At 35.7% G+C, this 19,694-nt stretch carries 11 protein-coding genes; 6 read left to right on the forward strand and 5 right to left on the reverse strand.

The annotated features are described in order from the left end of the window. Positions 1-41 precede the first annotated feature (41 nt). Positions 42-1,208: an aminotransferase class V-fold PLP-dependent enzyme gene (locus OZX61_RS05810; RefSeq protein WP_348521174.1), complete on the reverse strand. Its 1,167-nt coding sequence runs from the start codon at positions 1,206-1,208 to the stop codon at positions 42-44. Positions 1,209-1,537: 329 nt separating this feature from the next. On the opposite strand from OZX61_RS05810, the gene OZX61_RS05815 reads away from it, so the two are divergent. The 5 genes from OZX61_RS05815 to OZX61_RS05835 all read left to right on the forward strand — a co-directional run bounded on the left by OZX61_RS05815 (position 1,538) and on the right by OZX61_RS05835 (position 15,262). After that, the gene (locus tag OZX61_RS05815; protein WP_277095599.1) at positions 1,538-2,962 is read left to right on the forward strand and encodes a SidA/IucD/PvdA family monooxygenase; all 1,425 of its coding nucleotides are present in this window, start codon (positions 1,538-1,540) and stop codon (positions 2,960-2,962) included. Positions 2,963-3,999: 1,037 nt separating this feature from the next. Then, a complete protein-coding gene (locus OZX61_RS05820) occupies positions 4,000-13,290 on the forward strand; it encodes an ESPR-type extended signal peptide-containing protein (RefSeq protein ID WP_277095600.1) in 9,291 nt (3,096 codons plus the stop codon). A 77-nt stretch (positions 13,291-13,367) separates the two neighbouring features. Then, on the forward strand, positions 13,368-14,174 hold the full coding sequence (locus OZX61_RS05825; RefSeq protein ID WP_277094151.1) for an OmpA family protein: 807 nt from the start codon (positions 13,368-13,370) through the stop codon (positions 14,172-14,174). Positions 14,175-14,497: 323 nt separating this feature from the next. Continuing rightward, a complete protein-coding gene (locus tag OZX61_RS05830; protein WP_196337864.1) occupies positions 14,498-14,869 on the forward strand; it encodes an IS630 transposase-related protein in 372 nt (123 codons plus the stop codon). A gap of 63 nt (positions 14,870-14,932) precedes the next feature. Continuing rightward, positions 14,933-15,262, forward strand: coding sequence for an EthD family reductase (locus OZX61_RS05835; protein ID WP_277094152.1), 330 nt, complete (start codon positions 14,933-14,935; stop codon positions 15,260-15,262). 48 nt (positions 15,263-15,310) lie between these two features. On the opposite strand, the gene OZX61_RS05840 is transcribed toward OZX61_RS05835, so the two are convergent. Next, on the reverse strand, positions 15,311-15,805 hold the full coding sequence (locus OZX61_RS05840) for a GNAT family N-acetyltransferase (RefSeq protein ID WP_277094153.1): 495 nt from the start codon (positions 15,803-15,805) through the stop codon (positions 15,311-15,313). Between the two features lie 86 nt (positions 15,806-15,891). Here OZX61_RS05840 and OZX61_RS05845 point away from each other — a divergent pair, with 86 nt between their 5' ends. Beyond that, the gene (locus tag OZX61_RS05845; RefSeq protein ID WP_277094154.1) at positions 15,892-16,779 is read left to right on the forward strand and encodes a LysR substrate-binding domain-containing protein; all 888 of its coding nucleotides are present in this window, start codon (positions 15,892-15,894) and stop codon (positions 16,777-16,779) included. Positions 16,780-16,879: 100 nt separating this feature from the next. On the opposite strand, the gene OZX61_RS05850 is transcribed toward OZX61_RS05845, so the two are convergent. The 3 genes from OZX61_RS05850 to OZX61_RS05860 form a co-directional block, all read right to left on the reverse strand. Further along, positions 16,880-18,073 carry an aldose 1-epimerase family protein gene (locus tag OZX61_RS05850; protein WP_277094155.1) on the reverse strand — a complete coding sequence of 398 codons (1,194 nt, stop codon included), beginning with the start codon at positions 18,071-18,073 and terminating at the stop codon, positions 16,880-16,882. 71 nt (positions 18,074-18,144) lie between these two features. Beyond that, positions 18,145-18,957 carry a sulfite exporter TauE/SafE family protein gene (locus OZX61_RS05855; protein ID WP_277094157.1) on the reverse strand — a complete coding sequence of 271 codons (813 nt, stop codon included), beginning with the start codon at positions 18,955-18,957 and terminating at the stop codon, positions 18,145-18,147. Then, positions 18,939-19,631, reverse strand: coding sequence for an MBL fold metallo-hydrolase (locus OZX61_RS05860; RefSeq protein ID WP_277094158.1), 693 nt, complete (start codon positions 19,629-19,631; stop codon positions 18,939-18,941). Before OZX61_RS05860 ends, OZX61_RS05855 begins: the two co-directional genes overlap by 19 nt. Positions 19,632-19,694: the final 63 nt, after the last annotated feature.

Here is a 19,694-nt window from a genome sequence, read left to right on the forward strand (position 1 = left end):
AAAAAGAAGGTCGAAAGACCTTCTTTTTTTTATTTATGTGTTTATGCAAAACTGATAAATTGCGTTGACTGATATTCTGTTTGTAAATGTTGAATCAGTCGATCTATATCTGCTTCTGTCGTATATTTACCAAAGCTAAATCGAACAGCATTTCTTGCTGTCGTTTCGTCACGTCCAAGAGCAACCAGTACATGTGAAGGGCCACCATGTCCTGAATTACATGCAGATCCACTTGAAACGGCTGCCAATGTTTTAATAGCATTGATTAAAATAAATGCGTCTTCATTAAGAAAAGATACATTTAAATAGTTTGCAACCCGATGTTGTTCATCGCCATTTAAAACAATCTCTGTAAGCTCATTTAGTGCATTAAAAAGTTTTGTTTGTAATATTTTTAATCTTGCTTGTTCAGCGCTCAGATTTGTTTTTGCGATACGAAAAGCTTCACCCATACCTACAATTTGATGCGTTGCTAACGTACCAGAACGACATCCCTGTTCATGGCCGCCTCCATGAATTTGAGGTTCAATTTCAAAACTATTTTCATGGTTTACATATAAAGCACCGATGCCTTTAGGGCCATAGACTTTATGTGCAGAAAGACTAAGTAGATCTATACCCAATTGATGTACATTAATATCGAGTTTACCAGCTGCTTGGGCAGCATCGACATGAAAGAAAATATCATGCTTACGTGTAATTTTTCCAATTGCTTCAATATCAGTAATCGTACCTATTTCATTATTTACCATCATCAATGAAACAAGCACAGTATCAGGACGAATAGCTTCTTGAACAGAAGCTGGAGAAATAAGACCTGTATTTCTTTCTGGTGCTAAATAGGTAACTTCAAAACCTAAACTTTCTAATTTACAACAACTATCTAAGATTGCTTTATGTTCAATTTGACTTGTAATAATGTGTTTACCACGCTCTGCATATCGTTCTGCAATCCCTTTTAATGCAAGGTTATTCGATTCTGTAGCACCAGATGTCCAAATAATTTCATCTGCTTTTGCCCCAATTAGATTCGCAACATTTTTTCTTGCTTCTTCAATTTCATTTTTTGCATCTGCACCAAAACAGTGTCCATTTGAGGCAGGATTTCCAAAGAGACCATCAAAGGATAAACAATCTGCCATTTTTTTTATAATTTCAGGATAAACTGGCGTTGTCGCAGCATAATCTAAGTAAATTTGCTGTTTCATTTCCTTAATGTCTCCATATATATTTTAACGATTTCTATATAAGAAAAAGTTCTAAAGTACTAAGAATATATCTCACAGCTCAATAGATCAACATAATTTTTCAATGATTTATAAAATTATATTTTGCTGTGTAATGTATTTATAAAAGAATTTATAAAGAATTAAAATGAATAAAAGAACATATATTAATGAATAATAGTGATATAAATGAATGTACGATAGGCATTTTATTGAAATAGTCATCACATATTTTAAAATACAAATAATATTCAATCATTTATACTCACAATGAAAATATTTTATTTTAGATTTCAACTAGGTAAGCGTGTATGTACCCACAAGAAAGTTTGAAAGAACTCGAAGAACAAATAAGAATAGATTTTGAAAATGCTAACTTTCCACCTAAAAACTGGATTATTGAAGAAACTAATCATGAGATTCCAATTGCAATTATTGGTGCAGGAATGTCTGCTTTATGCTTATCACTTGCTTTAAAAGCACAAGGCATCCCTTCAATCTTATTTGAGAAAAAGAAAGAAGGTGATGAAGGTCCATGGAAAGAACCTGCTTTAATGCAAACATTACGCTCTCCAAAAAATTTAACAGGTCCTGCACTCATTTCACCATCACTTACTTTTCAAGCTTGGTTTAAAGCACAATTTGGTCATCAAGCGTGGGAAAGTTTGGATAAAATTCCAAGATTGCAGTGGGATGAATATTTAAAATGGTTTAAAAAAATAACTCAACCCACAGTTTATTATGAAAGTGAGTTAGTTGATCTTCATATCGCAGATCAATTGACAGAGATTACGATTCGTCATTCAGATCAAGATAAAATATATCATGTCGTCCATTGTGTACTTGCAATGGGTATAGATAGCTTCAGCTCCCCAAATATTCCAGAATTGGTACAAAATATTCCTAACTATTTATGGCAGCATAATTATGACACTACAAATTACGAGTGTTTTAAAGGTTTAAATATTGCTGTAATAGGTGCGAGTGCGGGAGCAATGGATAGTGCTGCAACTGCTTTAGAACATGGTGCAAAAAGCGTTGAGATTATTTGTCGCTGTAATGACTTTCCTCGTGTAAATAGAAGTAAGAGTGCATCGAATGTAGGTTATTTTGCTTTTTATCCAGAATGGAGTGATCAAGAAAAATGGGATTTCCAAACTTATTTACGTAAGGAAGGAACACCTGCACCACATAGAAGTGTATTAAGAGTGGCTAAGCATAAAAATGCATACTTTAATTTTTCTGAAACTCTTCAAAATATAACGTTTGAAAACCAAAAATTATATCTTTCCACTAAAAATAGTCGTTTTGTGGTGGATCGTTTGATCTTTGCAACGGGATTTAAAATAAATTGGCATAAACATGAATGGTTATATCGGTTTTCACAGCACATCAAAATATGGAGAGATATAAATATTCAACAAGAAAAAAATTTAGATCTAGAAAATTATCCATATCTCACAAAAGATTTTGAATTTATTCATAAGAATTCTAATGAATCTTATAGTATCTATTGCTTTAACTATGCTTCAGCTCTAAGCCAAGGACCTTTGGTGGGAATGATAAGTGGATTATCTCATGGAGCGATGATATTGGCAGAAGCAATTACGAGAAAATATTACAAACGACAGTTAAAAGAACAAATTCAGCTCATAAAAGAGAGTAGGGACTTCGAGTTAAATGGAGATGAGTGGTGCATAGATCAGAAATATCGTGAGACTAAAATCTGCAAATAATAACTATAAGCTTATCTACAATGCCATATTTATATTAATTATGGCATTTTTTTAGTTTAATTTAAAAAAAATGAAATATATCACATAAAATAAATTTAGAAAAATTAACTATATATCTATTATTTTCATTTAAATGATAATTATATGTTGATATTTATAAATATGTGATGCACAATTATCACAATTTATTTTAATGTGCTTTAAGTATCAATATATTAATTAATTTTTAATCCTATCGAATTATTAAAAATATTTAACAATGTTAAATTTTAGATAAATTTCAGGATTTTTGTCGCACAAACTTATTGATTTTGTATATTTGTATATGATTTAAATATAAGTATTAAAAACAATTACTTATATTAATACAAAATACCTATATATGATTGATTAATATATTATTTTTATTCAATTTGAAATTGTTTTTTTTAATTTTAAATATAATTTATATTGGGTTTTATCTAACATCAAAGTAATAGTTTAGATTCTATGAAAAAAATTATAAAATTATTAAAAATAAGATATTGATAAATATAGTTTTAATTTAAAAAAAAGCTTTGGTTGTTTTTATATTATTGATATAAATATAAATAATATTTTTTATGTAAAATTGAACATTTTATGTATTGAATAGGAAGAGATTAAGTAGAAAAATTATTACTTAAAAATAAAAAACAAATTTATATAAAATAACACATATTTATATTTAAAAAAAATATTTATCATATATTATTACTTATTTATTACTAAAAATTATCTTAAGTGATTAATATTTATAATCTATATTATAAAAACAATTGTAATTATTCATTATTCCTGCTTATTAAGAAAGAAAAACAATATTAAAAATAATACGAGTTTTGTATTTTTACACACTTATTATTTTGGTTAAATTATCTCTATTTGATAAAAAACCTTATTTATTATTTATTATTTGTATATTTTAGTAATTCTTGTATACAAAAGTTACCGATCATAAAAAAAGCAAAAACATATACTCCGAAAATATACAAAAAGTATCTTGTGCGGAGAGAGCTATGAACAAAGTGTATAAAATTGTATGGAATACAATGCTAAATAGTTGGGTTGTTGTTTCAGAGCTTGCAAAAGGAAAAACAAAAGGATCTTCAAAAAATAAAAGTCTTACAAATATATCTTTGTTAACTTTTGCTGTATCAATAAGTGCTGTAAGTAATCATTTATACGCAGATGGGGGATTATATGTAAATGATGGTACAGATACTTCATGTTTAAAAATTATTGACAGAGGTGCTAACTCTAGTGGGGTGGAGAACGTTTCAAATGATTCCTCTGTATGTACTGCATCTGTAAATTCACAAACTAAACAGTCATTATTTTTTGGTCCAACTGGCTCTGCAAATACTGGAGATAACTCATCTTCAAGCTTAAGTTTAGGACAATTTTTATATGTAAATGGCGGTAGAATAGGTGTAACAGATGTTCTAGGTGGTACTTATTCTATGCGTTTAGGGAGTCAAGCTACTTTAGATGCATCTGCCGGACAAAATGCGATAGCAATTGGTTCTGATCAATCCTCAACTTCTAATGGCGCATCTTCTACAGCAACTAAAGCAAGTGGCGAAGAGTCAATTGCTGTAGGTAGTAGAGCAGATGCAACATATTATCATTCAATAGCACTAGGATCAGATGCTTCGGCAACAAACTCTAGTACTATTGCTATTGGAGATGGGGCTAGCTCTACTGGAAATAGAGCAACTGCTTTAGGGTATCAAACAAGTGCTGCAGGTAACTTTGCGACAGCATTAGGTAACGAGACCAATGCTTCTGGTCGAGTATCAGTGTCTGTTGGTTCTGGTGCTGCAAGTAGTGGAGATGCTGCAGTTTCCGTAGGAAATAATACAATAGGAAGTGGCAGTGCTGCAGTTGCTATAGGTGTATATTCAAAAGCCAGTGGAGATAATTCAATTGCTTTAGGTGGAAAGTCGGGTGGTGGTGGAGCACAGGCAACTGCTGATGGCTCAACTGCAATTGGCAACGGAACTGTAGCTAGTGGAGCTAATTCATTTGCTCAGGGAACAAACTCTACTGCAAGTGCTGGAAGCTCAACAGCGATTGGTAATGGAGCAACAGCAAATAGTGTTAATAGTATTGCTCAAGGTACATCATCTTCTATTGGTACTAACTCAGCCCAAGCTGTAGCTCAAGGTGCTAACACTTCTATTACATATGCACAAAATGCGTTGGCTTTGGGGAATAATGCCGCAGTAAATGGTACATCAGCAAATGTATCTACAGGTTCAATGGCAATTGGTAACAGCGCGGCTGTTGCTGCTGGAGCAACAAATGCAATTGCTCAAGGTGCAAATGCTAGTGCAAATAATGTAAGTGCAACAGCAATTGGTTACAGTGCAACAGCGAATAGCGTTAATAGTATTGCGCAAGGTACTTCATCTTCTGTGGGTACAAGTTCAGCACAATCTGTTGCTTTAGGTAATTCAACTGCTATTACTTATGCGTCTGGTGCATTAGCACTTGGTAATAATGCTGCTGTTAATGGTGCATCGGGAAATACTTCAAATAATTCTATGGCAATTGGTAATAGTGCAACAATTGCGGCTGGTGCAAAAAATTCTATCGCTCAAGGTACCAGTGCAAGTGTATCCGCAATCAATGCAATTGCTTTAGGAAGTAATACAACAGCAAGTGCAGAAAATGCAATCGCACAAGGTAATAGTTCAACAGCAAGTGGTATGAGCGCAACTGCTATAGGCTATACTTCTACAGCAAGTGGGCAAAGTGCTATATCTTTGGGTAATACTTCAAATGCATCAGGTATGAACAGCATAGCTCAAGGAACTAGTGCAGCAGCAAGTGGTTCAGGTGCAACCGCGATTGGTAATTCATCAAAATCTTCAGCTACAAACAGTTTAGCTGTAGGCAGTAGTGCAAATGCAAGTGCAGAAAATGCGATTGCTCAAGGTAATAGCTCAACCGCATCTGGCGTAGATTCAATGTCATTAGGCTATAACTCAAAAGCCAGTGCTCTTAGATCAAATGCTATTGGTAATAATGCGACTACAGCTTCATCTGATACCGTTGCACTAGGTACATCTGCAACCATAGATGCCAATTCAGCACAAGCGATTTCACAAGGTGCGAATACTTCTATTACGTATGCACAAAATGCAATTGCTTTAGGTAATAATTCAAAAGTAAATGGTACCTCTTCTAGCTTGTCAACAAACTCTATGGCTTTAGGAGCAAGTGCGACCATTGCAGCAGGTGCAACAAATGCAATTGCTCAAGGGACAAATGCTACTGCAAGTGGTGTAAGCGCAACTGCTATAGGTTATACGGCAAGTGCAAGTGCCGCAAATACAATCGCACAAGGCACAAAGGCAACTGCAAGTGGTTCAGGTGCAACAGCTATCGGTAACACTGCAAGTGCAACTGGTTCTGACTCAATTGCTCAAGGGTCTACTTCTACTGCAAGTGCTGCAAATACTATTGCACAAGGTACAAAAGCAGCAGCAAGTGGTTCAGGTGCAACAGCGATTGGTAATAGTGCCAAAGCCAGTGGTTCCGACTCAATTGCTGAAGGTACAAGCGCTACAGCAAGCGCATCTAACACAATTGCTCAAGGTATAAATGCAACTGCAAGTGGTTCAGGTGCAACTGCTATCGGTAATACTGCAAACGCGAGTGGCTCTGACTCAATTGCCCAAGGCACAAACTCTATAGCAAGTGCAACAAATACAACAGCCATTGGTAATACTGCAAATGCAAGCGGTACAAGTGCTATTGCTATGGGCACATCTACAACCGCATCAGGAAGTAAATCGATTGCTATCGGTGATAGCTCTGAAGCAACATCTGCAGAATCTGTTGCAATTGGTTCAGCAGCAGTAGCAAAAGATGGTAAGGCAGTTTCAATCGGTGCTGGAAATACAGCAAGTGGTGATGGTGCTGTAGCAATTGGTGACCCAAATAGTGCAACAGGTGCAGGTGCAGTTGCAACTGGTAAAGATAATACCTCAAATGGTGATGGTGCAATTGCCATGGGTAATACAAACACCTCAACTGGAGAAGGTTCTGTTGCATTAGGCTATAAATCAAATGTAGATGTCGCGGGTGGTATTGCTATTGGTGATACAGCTCATGCTGCTGCTGCTAATGCGATTGCTCAGGGGACTAACTCTACCGCAAGTGGTTCAAGTTCGACTGCGATTGGTAATGCTGCAAATGCAACTGCTGCAAATACAACAGCAATTGGTACAAGTGCTGGAGCAAACTCTGCATCGTCACTTGCTTTAGGCAATACAGCAAATGTAGATGCGAATTCGGCACAATCTATTGCACAAGGTAATGGTAGTAGTGTTACTTACGCACAAAATGCTTTAGCATTGGGTAGTGGAGCCGCAGTAAAAGGGACATCAAGCAGTCTTTCTACAGGTTCTATGGCAATTGGTAATAGCGCAACAATTGCAGCTGGTGCAGTTAATTCAATTGCTCAAGGGACATCAGCAAATGCAACATCAACAAATGCAATTGCTCAAGGGACATTAGCAAGTGCAACTTCGAATAACACTATTGCAGTAGGTGCAAGTGCGGCAGCAAGTGCTTCTAATGCCATTGCTCAAGGCACTGGTGCAACAGCAAGTGATGTGAATACAATTGCTCAAGGGACATCAGCAAATGCATCAGCAAATGCTGCAATTGCATCAGGCTATGCTGCTGCTGCAACCAATGACCATGCAATGGCCGTAGGAAGTAATTCAACAGCATCTGGCATTAATTCAATGTCACTAGGCTATAACTCAAAAGCTAGTGCTCTTAGATCGAATGCTATTGGTAATAATGCGACTGCAGCTTCATCTGATACTGTTGCACTGGGTACATCTGCAACTATAGATGCCAATTCGGCACAAGCGATTTCACAAGGTGCAAATACCTCTGTTACCTATGCACAAAATGCTTTAGCTTTAGGAAACAATGCAACAGTCAAAGGGACTTCTAGTAGTTTGTCTACAGGTTCTATGGCAATTGGTAATAGTGCAACAATCGCAGCTGGTGCAACCAACGCGATTGCTCAAGGATCAAGCGCTAGTGCAAGTGGTGTAAATGCAACTGCCGTTGGTAATAGTGCAAATGCAAGTGCTGCAAATACGATTGCTCAAGGAACAAGTGCTGCAGCAAGTGCATCGGGTGCAACAGCCATCGGAAATACTGCAAATGCGAGTGGTACAGATTCATTTGCACAAGGTACAAGTTCTGTTGCAAGTGGTTCGAATTCTACCGCGATTGGTAATACAGCTAATGCAACATCTGCAGGTACTATTGCATTAGGCAATAACTCTAAAGCAACTGCAAGTAATGCAGCAGCAATTGGCACGAGTTCTAGTGCAAATTCTGCAAATTCAATAGCATTAGGTAATACAACAAGCGTAGATGCAAACTCTGCACAATCTATTGCTCAAGGTAATGGCAGTAGTGTTACTTACGCACAGAATGCTTTAGCATTGGGTAGTGGAGCCACAGTAAAAGGGACATCAAGTAGTCTTTCTACAGGTTCAATGGCAATTGGTAATAGCGCAACAGTAGCAGCTGGTGCAACCAACGCGATTGCTCAAGGTACAAATGCAACTGCAAGTGCTTTAAGTGCGACTGCGATTGGTAATACTGCAACAGCAAGTGGTACAAACTCATTTGCACAAGGTACAAACTCGCTAGCTAGTGGTATAAGTGCTGTAGCAATTGGCAATACCTCAATTGCAAGCGGTGCAAACTCATTTGCACAAGGTATAAATTCAGTCGCAAGTGGCTTGAACTCAATTGCGGTTGGGAATGCAGCAAATGCAACTGCAGCAAATACGATTGCTCAAGGTACAAATTCAGTTGCAGGTGCATCAGGTGCAACAGCAATTGGTAACACAGCAAATGCGACAGGTACAAACTCTCTAGCACAAGGTACAGGTGCCATGGCAACTGGTACTAACTCTATCTCTGTAGGTAATACAGCAAATGCAACTGCAGCAAGTACAATTGCGCAAGGTACAAGTGCAAATGCAACAGCAGCAAATGCAATTGCACAAGGTAATACATCAAATGCAACAGCAGCAAATACCATTGCTCAAGGTACAGGTGCAAATGCAACAGCAGCAAACGCAGTTGCACAAGGTAATGGTGCAAATGCAACAGCAGTAAATACAGTTGCACAAGGCAATGGCGCAAATGCAACAGGCGCAAATGCAACAGCAATTGGTTATACATCAAATGCAAATGCAGCAAATACCATTGCTTTAGGTAATACATCAAATGCAAGTGCAGCAAACGCGACAGCAATTGGCTATACATCAAATGCGAATGCAGCAAACGCGACAGCAATTGGTAATACATCGAATGCAACTGGCTCTGCTGCGATTGCTTTCGGTTATGGAGCTAATGCAAGTCAAATAAATACGATTGCACAAGGTACAAACTCTGCGGCAACTGCGACAAGTGCAATTGCTTTAGGAACGACAACAACTGCATCAGGAAATAAATCCATTGCTATCGGCGATAGCTCTGAAGCGACATCTGCAGAATCTGTTGCAATTGGTTCTGCAGCAGTGGCAAAAAATGGTAAGGCAGTTTCAATAGGTGCTGGAAACACAGCAAGTGGTGATGGTGCTGTAGCAATTGGTGATCCAAATAATGCAACAGGTGCAGGTGCTGTTGCGGCAGGTAAAGATAATACAGCAAATGGCGATGGTGCTGTTGCTATGGGTAATACTAATACAGCAACTGGACAAGGTTCTGTTGCCTTAGGATATGAGTCAAATGTAGATGCTGCTGGCGGTGTAGCATTAGGTAATAGCGCACATAGTGCTGCAACAAATGGCTTAGCTTTAGGTTCTAGTAGTGTTGCAAATAATGCGAACGATGTTGCTTTAGGTTCTAATTCAAGTACAGCTGCAACGGTAGCGACCTCAAGTGGTACAGTAGCAGGAACGACATATACATATGCAGGAACGAGTCCTACAAGTACCGTATCTATAGGTAGTTCAGGTAATGAACGTACATTAACTAATCTTGCTGCTGGACGTGTTAGCTCAACCAGTACAGATGCAATTAATGGAAGTCAGCTTTATGCAACAAATCAAGCTGTAGATACCTTAAATACAACTGTAAATAAAGGTTTAAATTTCGCAGCAAATTCAGGGAATACCATTAATAAGCAAATGGGTGAAACCCTGACTATTAAAGGAACAGGAACTAAGGATGATAGTGAATACGACAGCTCGAACATTAAAACCACAACTGATAGTGATGGCAACCTAATTGTCAATTTTGCTAAAGATGCAACCTTTACTAGTGTAACTACTGGCAACACAACGATTAATAATGATGGTTTAACCATCTTAAATGGTCCAAGCGTTACATCTTCAGGAATTGACGCTGGCAGTAAAACCATTACCAATGTCGCAGATGGCGTAAACTCTACGGATGCTGTAAATAAAGGACAGTTAGATACAACCGCAACTAATCTAACTAATGCAGGGTTAAACTTTGCAGCGAACTCTGGTAGTACAATTCATAAGAACTTAGGTGAAACCTTGACCATTAAAGGAACAGGAACTAAGGATGATAGTGAATACGATAGTTCGAACATCAAAACCACAACTGACAGTGATGGCAACCTAATTGTTGGTCTTGCTAAAGATGCAACCTTTACTAGTGTAACTACTGGCAACACGACGATTAATAATGATGGTTTGACCATCTTAAATGGTCCAAGCGTTACGTCTTCAGGAATTGATGCTGGCAGTAAAACCATTACCAATGTCGCAGATGGCGTAAATTCTACGGATGCTGTAAATAAAGGACAGCTAGATACAGCAACCACCAACTTAACGAATGCAGGGTTAAACTTTGCAGCGAACTCTGGTAGTACAATTCATAAGAACTTAGGTGAAACCTTAACCATTAAAGGAACGGGAACTAAGGATGATAGTGAATACGACAGCTCGAACATTAAAACTACAACTGACAGTGATGGTAATTTAATTGTTGGTCTTGCTAAAGATGCAACCTTTACTAGTGTAACTACTGGCAACACGACGATTAATAATGATGGTTTAACTATCTTAAACGGTCCAAGTGTTACATCTTCAGGAATTGACGCTGGCAGTAAAACTATTACCAATGTCGCAGATGCTGTTAATGGAACAGATGCTGTTAACAAAAATCAGTTAGACGATGCAACAAGTAGCTTAACTAGTACTGGTCTCAACTTTGCAGCGAACTCTGGTAGTACAATTCATAAGAACTTAGGTGAAACCTTAACCATTAAAGGAACAGGAACTAAGGATGATAGTGAATACGACAGCTCGAACATTAAAACCACAACTGACAGTGATGGTAATTTAATTGTTGGTCTTGCTAAAGATGCAACCTTTACTAGTGTAACTACAGGAAATACAACACTAAATAGCAATGGCTTAACCATCGTAAATGGTCCAAGCGTTACATCTTCAGGGATTGATGCAGGTAGTAAAACCATTACTAATGTGGCAGATGCTGTTAATGGAACAGATGCTGTTAACAAAAATCAGTTAGACGATGCAACAAGTGGTTTAACCAGTACTGGTCTCAACTTTGCAGCGAACTCTGGCAGTACAATTCATAAAAACTTAGGTGAAACCTTGACCATTAAAGGAACAGGAACTAAGGATGATAGTGAATATGACAGCTCGAACATTAAAACCACAACTGACAGTGATGGTAATTTAATTGTTGGTCTTGCTAAAGATGCAACCTTTACTAGCGTAACTACTGGCAACACGACGATTAATAATGATGGTTTAACCATCTTAAACGGTCCAAGTGTTACATCTTCAGGGATTGATGCAGGTAGTAAAACCATTACCAATGTCGCAGATGGCGTAAACTCTACGGATGCTGTAAATAAAGGGCAAGTAGATAGTGCAACAAGTGGTTTAACTAGTGCAGGTCTGAACTTTGCAGCAAACTCTGGCAGTACAATTCATAAAAACTTAGGTGAAACCTTGACCATTAAAGGAACAGGCACTAAGGATGATAGTGAATACGATAGCTCGAACATTAAAACCACAACTGACAGTGATGGTAACTTAATCATTGGTCTTGCTAAAGATGCAACCTTTACCAGTGTGACTACAGGAAATACAACACTTAATAGCAATGGCCTAACCATTGTAAATGGTCCAAGCGTTACATCTTCAGGGATTGATGCAGGTGGTAAAGCAATTACAAATGTAGGTGATGGGGTTAATGCAACAGATGCAGCAACTAAAGGGCAACTTGATACAGCAATTAGTAATGTAACGAACAATATTAATGCGCTTTCTGATAATGCAGTGAAATATGACAAGAATGCAGATGGCACTGTAAATAAAGATAAAGTGACATTAGAAGGCGGTACAAATGGTACAACCTTAACAAATGTTGCAGATGGTACTGTTGCTACAGGATCTAAAGATGCTGTTAACGGCGGACAATTAGCAGGTGTATCTAATAGTGTTGCAAATGCGATAGGTGGTTCAACAACAGTAAATGCAGATGGTACAATTTCAACAAGTAACATTGGCGGTACTGGAAAAGACAATATTAATGATGCAATTGCAAGTGTGAGCCAAGCTGCTACTCAAGCAAAAACAACAGTAAGCCAAGGAGATAATATTGTTGTTACCCAAACAACAAATACCGATGGAAGTACCAATTATCAGGTGGCTACATCAAAAGATCTAAATGTAAATAGTATAGCTGTTGGATCAGTCGATATTACTGGCTCAGGAATAAACGCAGGTAGCCAGAAAGTAACAAATGTTGCAGATGGTGGTGTCTCAAGCACAAGTAAAGATGCTGTAAATGGGTCTCAGCTTTATACAGCAAATAGTAATACTGCTACATATTTAGGAGGCGGTTCTACAGTTGGCTCAGACGGTCAAGTCACAGCACCAACATATAGCGTTGCAGGTTCAACCTATAATAATGTTGGTAGTGCACTTACCGCTGTAGACAATAGAATTGGCAATGTTGAAAATAATTTAAATCAAGCATTTACATATACAAACAACCGTATTAATAAACTTGAAGATAGATTATCTGCAGGTATTGCAGCAACTGCAGCCTTAGAACAAGCACCATTTATCGCAGGAAAATGGACTTATGCAGTAGGGGCTTCTTACTACAATAGCCAAAGTGCACTAGGTGCGACATTACGTCGTACAGCAGATAATGGTCGTTGGTCTGTAACAGGTGGTGTAGCAGGAGGAACAGAAGGATCACCTCTATTCCGTGTCGGTGTAACCGGTGTAATTAACTAATTATTCAGCATTCAATCGGAGAAGAAATTCTATTTCCTCTCCGAAGCTTCTAATATTAATTTTGAGAGTACATCAACATGAAAAAAACAAATCTAACAACTTTAGTAGCCAGCACAGTCCTATTATTTACTGCAGCAACCACATACGTACATGCCGAAGACCAACAACCTGAAATAGAAGTTAAATTTCCAAAAATTTCAGATAGTTATCTTAAGCAAGTACCAAGATATGAATATGGAACTGTTGCTAATTTAGATGTAGGCTTAACAAAAGACCAATATAGACATCTTTTAGGAAATCCGCAGTTCAGCGAAGGAATCTTATTCGTTCATACTTGGAATTATGTTCTCGATATTCGTGTACCGAATACCCATACTTATAAACGATGCCAACTAAGAATTGACTTTGACAAAAAATATATTGGACAAAGACTTTCATGGAAAGGTGAAGAGTGCCAAGGATTAATGGATTGGGGGGTGAACAATACTGTAGTCGCACCAATTCCTGTTCCTGTACCTACGCCGGCAGGACCAACAGAAGCAAATGTGCTATTTGATTTTGATCGTTCTGATGTATCCTCTATTGTGGCAGGGTCTACACCAATTCCACAAATTGCTCAAAATATCCAAAAATCGAATCCAACGCATGTCAATGTAATTGGTTATACTGATAAAATTGGTTCTTACAGTTACAATAGTAAACTCTCTCAAAGTAGAGCCAATACAGTCGCTCAACAATTGGTACGCTTTGGTATTCCAGCATCTATTATTCAAGTTGTAGGGGCAAATGAAACCCAACAATTTGAAGAATGTAAAGGCACTCAGAGAACAGCTATTAATATTAAGTGTCAGGCACCTAACCGTCGAGTAGTTATTGCTTGGTAATAAATCCCATATAGTGAAAAAAGCCATTTTATTAATGGCTTTTTTGTGACTAAATATTCATAAAATGAATTAAATAAAAAATTAAATAACATAAAATATAAAAATAAAATCAATATCAACATATATAAAAATAAAAATAATACTGACAATAATTATAATAAAATAATGAAATAATCTACTCACATAATTGACGTTGGTAATAAGAAGATAAAAATAAATTTATAAAACCCATAAAATAAATAAAAATAAAATATGATTTTTCAATTAAAATTATCTTATAAATTATATATTTAGTTTTTATGTATAATATTTAAGAGAGAAATATGGAAGAAATCAAACAAGACGTCTTAGATCTATTTCGATCTGGTAAGACCTATCATTTTATTTCAAAGCATTTAAACGTACCTATAGTTATTATAGTATTAATTATAGAGCAATTTGAAAAAAATATATTAAGAAGCTATAGAGTATATCCTGATATGAAAATATCAGTAAAACAGTTATTAAAAGATATATACTTATATCCAAATTCTTTTCAGCATCAGCGCGCAATGCGTTTCAATTGCTCTCAACAAGCTATACAAAAAGCAATGATCAAACTTGGAATAACTCAAAAAAATAAATGGTTGATTATCTCCATGTTAAAAATGGGAGATTTTGAAGAATATATAAACAATACGTCAGTTATGAATTAAAAAATTGAATTATATGTTAAGTTATTTGGATTGAATAAATTAAAATAAAAAAGGGGAGTCATCATGTCAAAAAACTATGGGTTTAAGTATGTTAGTTTTTTATATAAAAAAGACCATCAAACGTTTGATGAGTTTGTAACTTATTGGACCGAAGTTCATGCTCAAATTGCAATTAAATTGCCAAAATTAAGAAAATATGTAATTAATCCTATTGACCGTCGTCAAAATCCTGAATCTCCAGTAGATGGATTTTGTGAACTATGGTTTGATTCTTTAGAAGACGCCAAAGAAGCCCTATCTTCAAGTACTGGGCTAGAAGGATTTGAAGACACTATTAATTTCGTTGAAAAGGCGATAGGGGTTAATATTATTGAAATTGAAAAATCTATTTAAAGTTAGCTGTAAATATAGCTAGCTTCATGCTAGCTATAACGCTAAGATTTAATCTCTTAAAATTAACTGCATTTCATACCATGTTTCATTACCGTGAGAAGATGCCGAGATCTGAGTAAATTTAAATCCAAATTTTTCATAAAATTTAAGGTATTCTTCTTTACACATTAAATAAATTGATTCTTTATTTAATATTTTAGCCCTCTGAATAAAATCTTTCATCATATGGCTAGCATAGCCTTTTCCTTGAAATTGAGGATCTACAACAACTGACATAATAACTAAATGTGCCCCAAGAGGATTATGTCCTATAAGCTCTTTAAAACAATCGTCTGACATAACGATTTGATCTGCGCAACCACTGTTAATAAAACCAATAATTTGTTGATCTTCTTCTAAAACAATAAATCCTTTCTGATATTTCTCAGCACGAATTTTAATTTTTTCTTTAGTTGCAGCTTCTTCAAGAGGGTAGGCGCGTATTTCTATTTCATAGCATCTTTGTATATCGTCTAAAGCCACTTGTCTAATTTTATAACACATTGAATATACCTCAAAAATTTTAGAAATATTTTAAATCAAAAATAAAGTGTATATACTGCATTTTTTACATTTCTAAAGTGAATTATATGCATTTTATTCCACATGAATTTGATCTAAATTTACTTATAGTCTTTGATGCACTATATCGAAATAAGACGGTATCAAAATCTGCAGATGCAATTCATATTAGTCCATCAGCCTTTAGTCATGCATTAAACCGACTAAGAGTAATCTTAGATGATCCGCTATTTGTTCGTATGGGAGGTGAAATGCAGCCAACGAAAAGGGCAGATGATATTGCTCCATTTATTTCCGAGATGTTGATAAATCTTTCTAGCCAAGTATTTGAGAAAAAGAAGTTTGATCCATTAACAAGCTCTCAATCATTTACGATATCTGCAACTGACTATACCGCTTTTTGTGTAATACCATCTTTGATAAAGAAATTAAAAAGTAGTGCGCCAAATATTAAATTAAAAATTATATTTCAAGATATGGCATTGTCTTTTGAGGATTTAAAACTTGGCAAAATTGATTTAATTCTCGGTTACTCAGAACAACTTGATTCTAGCTCTGGGATCAATATAACAACATGCTTTACAGATAAATATATTGTTGTTGCGCCTAAAAATAAATATGCAGCCATGAATTTACATCATTATGCTAATGCCAATCATATTAAAATAAGTGCTTGGGATGATCATGATGGAATAATTGATAACTTACTCAAAAGCAGAAATATTCACCGTAAAATTTCTTTAGAGGTTCCCAATATGATGATTGTACCTTATTTGATTGAATCAAATGATTGTATTATTACATTACCATTAAGAGCAATTTCTATTTTAAATAGCTCGGAGTTTGATATTTTTGACTTACCATTTCCAGAAATTAAATATACTGTGAATGTCTACGCTACAAAAGAAGATCCTCAGCAGTGGCTAAAACATCAAATCATTTCATTATTCGAGTAGGCTGTGAGAGATTGCAGTACACCTTATTTAACATAATATTGATTATACGAACTGCATGGTATGTAAGACAACACATAACTTATGTGTTGTCTAGACTAAATTATTCTTTAGCTATTGGTGTTTCAACTTGTTTTATTAATTGATTACCTTGAATCTGACTCACTTTTTTCTCAACTTTCTCAATCTGTGAGCGATCGCTTAATAATGAATATGTTAAATCAAAATTTACGCTTTGGCCTGGCGCAAGTTGTTTAACTCTTTTTTGTTCTCGTTCTATATTTACAGGATATGCATAGCTTGTCCCAGGCTCAATTCCTGTCACATAACCTTGCTTTAAAGTATCTGTATTTTTCCACAATGTGAGTACAGGAAGTTGTTGTGTATTAAACTCAATAGCAACACCTTTACTACTATCTTTATTTAACAATGCTGCAATGGTGTTACCATTTTGATCAGCCAATGGCTTCAGATTAAATACCATTTCATCAAAATCTTTAGTTGGTCCTAGATAGCTTTGCCAATCTTTTAATCCTTTTTTTGCATAGTCATTAAAAGGACTAACTTCGCTGACAGGCGCTATAAATTTCGCACCTTCTTCAAGTATAGGCTGTGAGAAGTTGCTGTGATAAATAATTTGATAATCATGAGCATAATCTGCATGATTCGTTAATACATCATGTAGCTTAAAAGAACTATCACCTGGCACATAAGTCAGCTGAGTCATTGTTTGTAAATCAGCTTTTTTAAAGGTACTTTCTTTAATAAGTCCTTTGACATGTATTGCAAAAGGTGGCTTATCATCAACCTCTACTGCTACATAAGACGCTGGTGTATTCTGCGCTTTACCATGTAATGAGTATATTTGACCATCAATAGTGGTTGGATGCCCCGTCCATTCATAGCCACAACGCACAATCATTTCATTAAAACCTTCAAGCCAACCAAGCCCATTTCGACTCTCTAGATTAATATAAGCAGGGTTCACTACCTCTTTGACTGGAGAGTTCCATCCAAGTCGAACCCCTTTTCCTTCAGCATGTAGTAATCCCATACCTCGGGTTGGCGATAAAGCGATCGTTAAACCTGTAGGACTAGTAATGGTAATGACTTTACTTCCCTCTTGTTTTCCTCCATGCAATACTTTTTGTTCTATAGTATAGTTTTGACCAGTAGTCTTCCAATTACCAACTTCAACGCCGTTTTCAGTATCTGTTAGAATATATGTTTTTGCATGGATACTCATTGCACTTAGTCCAATCATTGCACCAAAAATTACACTGTAATATTTTTTCATTTCATATTCCTTATGATTTTGTATGATGCCTTACAGTACATCACTTTGATATATTATTTGATCCTACCGAATTAATATATATAGCCAATTGTCTTATATCCTAAAATAAGTGAAACAAAAATGAGTGTAGAAGAGAAAATAGTTTTTAAGATATGACTCGGAATATATTTACATAATAAACGCCCTAGCATTAGACCGAATATACATGTGATTGTAAAAGCAATTGTTTCAGCATGAGGATATTTGTATCCCTCAGTAATACGTAAAAATACAGTTGATGAACCAATCAGAAAGATCACCATTAAAGAAGTGTTTGTAATGCTATAAAACTTCAAATTTGTCATTTTTTGTAATGACGGTGTAATGACAAAACCACCACCAACACCTAACAAACCTGTGAGAAACCCAGAAAAGATACCAATTGTTCCAAGAGATAGTCTTGTCTTGGTACACCAAATAAAACGACCGGTTTCTTCATTTACTGGACATAAGACTTTATGATGATGACTACAGTTTTGAGAAAATATTGACCTTAATCCGATAAATAACATGACTATACAAAGTAATATAGTCAGAATATGGACAGGTAATATTTTGCTTAAATAGATACCTAGATATATTGAAGGCAAAGATAAAATAGCAATCCACATTGCTGCTTTATAACGTACAGTCTTTTCAATCAGCCCTTGAAATGTCGCAATGCCTGACGAAATAGTAATGGCAACCAATGCTACAGGTGCGGCTTGAGTAACATTCCAATCTTGGGACCACATCAGAATTGGTATTGCCAATATTCCCCCACCTGCACCTGTAAGCCCCAATAAAGTACCTATAAATAGACCTTCAATGGCCAACAAAACTGTCATTATTTTTTCTGACCACATGCTTGGTTCATTGGCAATGCAGTATCTATCTTTTTAGGATAAGGTAAATTGAGATTACCCATAATATCAATAAACTCAGCTTCAGTTTTACCCTGTCCTAACCTGACATTTTGCTCTTTTTCTTCCTTTATGGTTGAGAACTTTTTCCCATGATAATCATGTGCAGGATAAACTATTGTTTGCTCTGGAAGTGTAAAAATCTTGGTATGAATACTTTCGTAAAGCTGCTTAGAACTACCATGTTGAAAATCAGTTCGCCCACACCCATTAATTAGTAAAGTATCTCCTGTAAAAACTATATTTTCTTCTTTTAAATAATAACTCATACATGCATTTGTATGGCCAGGTGTAAATATTGCTTCAATGCTATATTTTCCCAATTGGAAAATACAACCATCTGTAATCAATAGATCGGCACAAGTTACATTAGAGTTTCTATGTACGACAGATTTTGCTTGTGTTTTTTCTCTAAGCGGTGCTGCAGCTGTAATATGATCAGCATGTATATGTGTTTCAAAAATATAAAGAAGTTTCAAATCATAATCTTGAATCGTTTTTAAATAAATATCGAGTTCCGATTCCACAGGGTCAATAATAACTGCATGATTTTTTTCATCAGCGATAAGATATGTATAGGTACAACTCTCAGGTTCAAAAAACTGTTTTAAAAACATAAGACCTCACTTATCATAATTATTCATATATTAATCATTATATTGCATATATCATGCCACAAA

It is taken from the genome of Acinetobacter sp. ESL0695 (assembly GCF_029392135.1).
Classification (GTDB): Bacteria; Pseudomonadota; Gammaproteobacteria; order Pseudomonadales; family Moraxellaceae; genus Acinetobacter; species Acinetobacter pollinis.